Raw genomic sequence first — 4,669 nt, 5'->3', positions numbered from 1 at the left:
TGGAACCCGGACGGTGTCGAGGGCGTAGGACCGCCGGGGCCGCCGGCTCCGGTGGCGGCCTGAGCCGTAAATCCCCGCTCAGCCCTGGAGGGTGACGCATCCCCTCCCCTCAGGGAGGGGAGCCTTCAACGCAGGACACTGCCTTGGTCGGGCCGAGATTCCCGACACCGAGACGGATGGTCCGAAGGCATGTACATCGTCAAGGCCCCTGGCTGTGGATTCGGAGACAACCGCTGTCGTGTTGCGTAGAGCTCCATCAGCCCCGGAGGCCGATGGGAGGGATGTCCGGGGCCGTTGCGGGGAGTTGGGGTGTCAGCCGTTGCGGGCGGCCTCTGGGCCGGTGATGCGTTTGAGCAGGGGGAGAGTGGAGGCGATGATGCCCAGCGAAGCGACGAGGCCGACAGCGACGAGCGCGTAGTACGCCACGCCCGGCGACACCAGGTCGTAGCGCATCTGCGATTTCAGGAACAGGGCCGAGGCGGCGAAGGCCGTACCGATCGAGATCGCGGCCACTGCCAGCAGCGGCAGTGTGCTCTCCAGGCCGATCACCCGCTGCAGCAACCGCAGCGGCGCGCCGGTGAGCCGCAGCAGCGCGAACGGGCGTCGGCGATCCGACAGGCCCGCAACCACGCTCACCGCCAGGCTGCAGCCTGCGATCGGCAGGGTGGTCAGCAGCACCACGTCGGCCAGTTGCCGCCAACCGGCCAGCTCTTGCTGCAGGCGGGTGCCCCAGTCGCCCACCGTTTGGGCCTGGTGGTGCGGGTAGGCGGTGGTGAGCAGGGTCCGCACGCGTTCCATGGCGGCTGTCGACCCGTCGGTGGCCACGTAGACCAGTTGTACGGGCAGCTTGGCGACGGCTGCGGTGCTGATCGCGGCGGCGGGCCACGGCAGGCTCGGGTGCGACTGCAGGCTGACGAACGCGTAGAAGTCGACGGCCGTGACGCTCGCGCCGGCCGGGCAGCGGCCCACCATGGGAGTCTGCGCCAGGTCGGAGCAGGACACCAGCGCCGGCACGATCGGGGGGTGGCCTCCCGGGGCCGGGACCTCGCCGATGCCGCCGGGGTTGGCGTGGACGACCGCCACGCCCCGCACGCCCTGGATCGCCCGCACCTCGGTGAGCAGCTGTGTCGGGATGGCCGCGGCCAGCGGCGCCTGGCCGTCGCCGCCGGCCTCCACCACGGTTCGGGTCTGCCGGTCGCCGCCCAGGGTGCCGCGGTAGTCGTTGATGGTGCCGATGATGCTGACTGTTGCGGTGGTCACGAACAGGGCCAGGACGAGGCCGCTGACCGCGCGGAAGCCGGCCTTCGGGTCGTCGGCGAGCCGGCGCACCGCGATCAGGGCGGCCGGGCGTCGGGTGCGCCGGGCGACCGCCCGAGCGACGATCATGGTCAGCCACGGCCCGGCGATCACCAGGCCCAGCATCACCACCAGGAAGCCGGGGAGATAGGCCGCCGTCTGGCCGTTCCCGGTCGCCGGGCGGTGGCCGGCGAAGACGAAGTACGCCAGTTCGGCCAGGCCTGCCAGCAGCGGGATCAGCCGCCAGGCGCGTGGCGGGCGCGGGGTCACCCGGCGACTCACGCCGAGCGGGGAGATGGTGACCCGGCGCAGTGCGAGGCGTGCCGCGATCGCCGCTGCCACCGGCACGCCGACGACGACGCCGAGGGCCTGCGGGGCGCTGAGCGTCAGATCCGAAAGGAAGAACCGCTGCTGCCCGGTGAGCGGAATGGTGGCGACCAGCGGGCGCAGCGCGGCGTAGAGCCCGAAGCCGACCACCGTCCCGGCGGCCGCCGCCAGCGCGGCCTCCACCGCCGAGATCACCGACACCTGCCGGGGTGTGGCGCCGACCAGCCGCATCGCCGCGTACCGCTGTTCACGCGTGGCGGCGGACAGGCGGGTCGCGGTGGCGATGAAGATCAGCACCGGGAAGATCAGGGCCCCGGCCACCACGGAGGAGATAAGCGTCAGCGCGTCGCCGCGCACCGCGTTGTCCCAGCACCCGTTGTCGCAGGTGGATGGCCGGCTGGTAGCGATGGTGGTGACCGCCCTGGCCCCTGGTGCGCCCTTGATCTGGGCGGGGGTACGGCCGATGACAGCGATCAGTGAGTCCGGGGAGGCCAGAGCGGCGTCGCCGATCGTGCCGGCGAGCCGCCCGGGGAAGCGGTCGCCCAGCTGGTCGGCCGGGGTGTCGCGGATCAGCTTCGCCAGCGCGGGTGAGGCGTAGTACTCGCCGGGCGCCGGCAGGTGCGTCAGGCCGGGCGGGACGGGCGAGGTCGGGCCGGTCGCGGCGACGTCGACCTCGGTGAGGGACTTGCCGTCGTAGTAGTCGCCGTGCGGCCACCACCACAACGAGTCCGCCGCCGCCTGCTCGGTACGGCTCGCGGCGCCGGTGTCGAGCCAGACCTGCCGCTGGTTCGTCCGCTCGACGGCGTTCATGCTGGCGAAGGTCGACAGCAGCAGCCCGACGCCGATGGCGACTGCGGCGGTGATCATGGCCAGCCGGGCGAGGGCCTCCCGGCCGCCGCTGACCGCGAGGCGGAGCGCGAAGGCGATCACGAGGCGATCCGTCCGGTCGTGAGCAGGCTGGCCTTGCCGTCGCGGACGATGGCCTCCCGGTCGGCGTGCGCGGCGACCCGGGGCTCGTGGGTCACCAGGACGATGGTGGTGCCCTCCTCGTGGGCCGCGTCCACCATCAGGTCCATCACCTGCTCGCCGGTCAGCGAGTCCAGCGCCCCGGTCGGCTCGTCGGCGAAGAGCACCTTGGGCCGGGCCACCAGACCCCGGGCCAGTGCCACTCGTTGGGCCTGGCCTCCCGACAACTCCCCGGAGCGGCGGCGCTCCAGGCCGTCCAGGCCCAGCCGGGCGAACCAGGGCCGGGCTTCGGCGAGCGCGGCCGCCCTGCGCATACCGGAGAACAGCAGCGGCAGGGCGACGTTCTCCTCGGCGGTCAACTCGGGGACGAGCTGGCCGAACTGGAAGACGAAGCCGAAGGTGTCGCGGCGCAGGGCGCTGCGCTCGGCCTCGTTGAGGGTGTCGATGCGGCGTCCGTCGAAGTGCACCTCGCCCGAGTCGGGGGTGAGGATGCCGGCCAGGCAGTGCAGCAGGGTGGACTTGCCCGAGCCGCTCGGGCCCATCACGGCGAACACCTCGCCGGCCTCGATGGCCAGGCTGGCGCCGCGCAGGGCGGGGGTCTCGCCGAAGGAGAGGGTGAGGTCGCGGGCCTCGATGAGGGCGCTCATGTGCGCACCGCCGCTGCCAGCGTGTCCATCCGGGCCGTGGTCAGCTCGATCCACCGTAGATCGGCCTCCAGGTGGAACAGGCCGTGGTCGGCGAGCAGGGCGTCGATGATCGGGCCGGTGCGGCGCAGCTTCGTCAACTCGTGCATCCGCTGCAGATGGGCGGCCCGCTGGGTGTCGAGATATTGCTGGGCGTCGCGGCCGAGCATCAGGGCCAGCACCACCTTGGTGAACAGCACGGTCTGCAGATTGGGCTCGGGGGCAACCGGCTCAGTGAGCCAGGTCTCGAACTCCGTCGCCCCCGCCTCGGTGATCACGTAGCGCTTGCGCTCGGGGCCGACCCCGGGCTCCGCCTCGCCGGCGATGACCTTCCCGTCCCGCGCCAACCGGCCCAGAGTTGTGTAGACCTGCCCGTACGGCAGCGGCTTGCCGCGGTTGAAGAAGGCGTCGTAGTCGCGCTTGAGGTCGTAGCCGTGGCTCGGCTCCCGCTCCAGCAGCCCCAACAGGGTGAGAGGAACACTCATGCGAGGACCATACACCGCAGATATACTCCGAGTGTATATCTGCTGAGAGTGGGTTCTGGTCCTGGGACCTCGCATCCGGTTGCCTGCCTGTCACCAGCGACCAACGTGTCCCCCTGAGTCGACTGTCAGGGACGCTGGTTCAGAGCTTTGGCCGGCTCCCGGTTGGCGGCTCGCGCGGCGGCGGGTGTCGGCTTTGCGATCTGGAAGGCCGCCCTTTTCGGGCTGTAGCCGACAGCACGCGGTTTCGCCCGGCCCGGCCGGTAACCCGGCTGGACCGGGCGGCGCACAGTGCCGGGCCAGGGGCCGTCGGTACCCGCGGGTGCTGGCGTACGGAGGTTCCGGGTTGCCGTTCGGCGCGCCAGCCCACGTTTCAGACGTTCCGGGGGAAGGCGTGCCGGTGTCCGGTGACCACGGCGGTGGCCGCGGCGGCGAGGAGGACCAGCGCGGCCCAGGACAGTGAGGCGCCGCCGGCCTGGGCGACGAGGATTCCACCGAGGAGTCCACCGAGGCCGATGGAGCAGTTGAAGATGGTGATGGTGAGGGACTGGGCCACGTCGGACGCGTCGGCCGTCGCGTGGATGGCGGCGGTGATGAACAACGTGGCGGAGCTGCCGAACGCCAGGCCCCAGGCTGCCGCAGCGACGTAGACGAGTGCTGGGACGCCGGACAGCACGGCGAGCGCAAGCGCGGCGACGGCGAACAGCACGGTGCTGGCTGCGGCGAGCCTGCGCAGGTGCCCGTCGATGTGGGTGCCGACAAGCAGGATGCTTCCCAGTGCCATGGCCCCGAAGTTGAAGGCTCCCCTCCCTGGAGGGAGGGGGATGCGTCGCCCTCCAGGGCTGAGCGGGGATTTACGGCTCAGGCCGCCACCGGAGCCGGCGGCCCCGGTGGTCTTACGCCCTCGGCACCGTC

General features: G+C 71.9%; 4 protein-coding genes. All 4 read right to left on the bottom strand.

What is annotated here, in order from left to right:
* Positions 1 to 312: 312 nt before the first annotated feature.
* Entirely contained in the window at positions 313 to 2,553 is a 2,241-nt protein-coding gene (locus ACIBJF_RS52240) for an FtsX-like permease family protein (protein WP_399184932.1), read from the bottom strand.
* A complete protein-coding gene (locus ACIBJF_RS52235) occupies positions 2,550 to 3,236 on the bottom strand; it encodes an ABC transporter ATP-binding protein (protein ID WP_399184931.1) in 687 nt (228 codons plus the stop codon). Before ACIBJF_RS52235 ends, ACIBJF_RS52240 begins: the two co-directional genes overlap by 4 nt.
* Positions 3,233 to 3,757, bottom strand: coding sequence for a PadR family transcriptional regulator (locus ACIBJF_RS52230; protein ID WP_356155060.1), 525 nt, complete (start codon positions 3,755 to 3,757; stop codon positions 3,233 to 3,235). Before ACIBJF_RS52230 ends, ACIBJF_RS52235 begins: the two co-directional genes overlap by 4 nt.
* A 370-nt stretch (positions 3,758 to 4,127) precedes the next feature.
* Positions 4,128 to 4,538, bottom strand: coding sequence for a hypothetical protein (locus ACIBJF_RS52225; RefSeq protein ID WP_399184930.1), 411 nt, complete (start codon positions 4,536 to 4,538; stop codon positions 4,128 to 4,130).
* Positions 4,539 to 4,669: the final 131 nt, after the last annotated feature.

The sequence above is a fragment of the Streptomyces sp. NPDC050743 genome, from assembly GCF_044456925.1.
Classification (GTDB): Bacteria; Actinomycetota; Actinomycetes; order Streptomycetales; family Streptomycetaceae; genus Streptomyces.
This window is presented reverse-complemented; position numbering and strand designations above follow the sequence as displayed.